This window comes from Alcanivorax sp. HI0083, assembly GCF_001635175.1.
Map to the genome: position 1 here is coordinate 1 of NZ_LWFX01000035.1, position 1,857 is coordinate 1,857.

Consider the following 1,857-nt stretch of genomic DNA (forward strand, 5'->3'; position numbering starts at 1 on the left):
CGTCAGCCTGTTGCAGTTGGTCTACCATCGCGAGGATGTCATTCAGGCGATCGGACAGGGCGTCGCTGTCCTGGGGGTCCACTTTCAGGCGCGCCAGATGGGCCACCTGGGTAACCACCTTGGAATCAATGGCCATGGTTCTCTCCGTGGTTCTTTCCGTAGGCACCTTGCGCCGAAGGCTGGCGCAGGGGTCGTATGGGGCTTGAAAGGCGCAAAAAGTACCATAGACCGCCTGTCCGGGGCCACTGTCCGCAGAGCACGCCAGCTTGCCCAATGCCCCTGCCGTTGCTAGAGTTGCGCCATCTTATGAGATGCCCGGCTTTTTCCCGCCAGGCATCGTTTTTTCGCGAAAAGTTCAGGAAACTGGCTAGGATGTCCATGATCAAGCGTATTCGGGGGATGTTCTCCACCGATTTGTCCATCGATTTGGGGACCGCAAACACCCTTATTTACGTACGTGGCCGCGGCATTGTGCTGGATGAGCCCTCCGTGGTTGCCATCCGTCACCATGGCGCACAGAAGAGTGTGGCGGCCGTCGGGGCTGATGCCAAGCGCATGCTGGGGCGTACTCCAGGCAATATTACCGCTATCCGGCCCATGAAAGACGGTGTTATCGCCGATTTCGATGTGACCGAGAAGATGCTGCAGTACTTCATCAAGAAAGTGCACGACACCGGGTTTTTCCCGCCTGCACCGCGGGTGCTGGTGTGTGTGCCGTGCAAATCCACCCAGGTGGAGCGCCGTGCCATCCAGGATTCTGCCTATGGTGCCGGTGCCCGTGATGTGTATTTGATCGAAGAGCCCATGGCCGCTGCTATCGGTGCTGGCCTGCCGGTGGAAGAAGCCCGCGGCTCCATGGTGGTGGATATCGGTGGTGGCACCACGGAAATCGCCCTGATTTCCCTCAATGGTGTGGTGTATTCCGAATCCGTACGTATTGGCGGCGACCGTTTCGACGAAGCGATCGTGGCGTTCGTGCGCAAGGAATATGGCTCGCTGATCGGTGAATCCACCGCTGAACGTATCAAGCACGAAATCGGTACGGCCTACCCGGGTGCTGAAATCCGTGAAATTGATGTGCGTGGCCGGAACCTGGCCGAAGGGGTGCCGCGCAGCTTCACCCTGAATTCCGAAGAAATTCTGGAAGCCCTGAAAGAGCCGCTGGCGGCTATCGTCAATGCGGTGAAGAACGCACTGGAAGCGTCTCCGCCGGAGCTGGCCTCGGATATTGCCGAGCGTGGTCTGGTGATTACCGGTGGTGGTGCCCTGTTGCGTGATATCGACCGTCTGCTCTCGGAAGAAACCGGCCTGCCGGTGATTGTTGCCGATGATCCATTGACCTGTGTGGCCCGGGGTGGCGGCAAGGCGCTGGAGCTGATGGACAGCCAAGGCTTTGACATGCTGGCCATGGGTTAACTCCCATGGTGGCCCCGGCCAAACCCTCCTACCGACTCATTATCGCGCTGGTGCTTGCCGTCATCATGATGGTGCTGGACCAGCGTACCCCTTGGGCTGCACCCCTGCGCCATGCACTGGGCTACCTGACGGCGCCCATTCATTATCTTGCCCACTTGCCGGTGGACAGTGGTGAGTGGCTGTCTGAGCAGACGCAAAGTCGCGGCACCCTGCTTGACGAAAATCGTCGCTTGCAACGCCAGGCGTTGATTCTGGAGCAGAAAGTGCAGCGTCTGGCGGTGCTGGAAGCCGAGAACGTGCGGCTGCGTGAGCTGCTCAATTCCTCGGCGGATCTGGATGCCAATGTGCTGGTGGCGGAAATCATCGGTGTGGATCCTGATCCTAACCGCCAGGAGATCGTCATCAACAAAGGGGCGGGGGACAATGTTTCCCGGGGGCAGG

2 protein-coding genes are annotated in these 1,857 nt (G+C 59.3%); both read left to right on the plus strand.

Annotated elements, in window-relative coordinates:
* Window positions 1–378 precede the first annotated feature (378 nt).
* Window positions 379–1,416 carry a rod shape-determining protein gene (locus tag A3754_RS00400; RefSeq protein ID WP_039927492.1) on the plus strand — a complete coding sequence of 346 codons (1,038 nt, stop codon included), beginning with the start codon at window positions 379–381 and terminating at the stop codon, window positions 1,414–1,416.
* Window positions 1,417–1,421: 5 nt separating this feature from the next.
* Window positions 1,422–1,857, plus strand: a 436-nt coding sequence (mreC, locus tag A3754_RS00405; protein WP_197468335.1) for a rod shape-determining protein MreC, incomplete at its 3' end; no start/stop codon positions are given.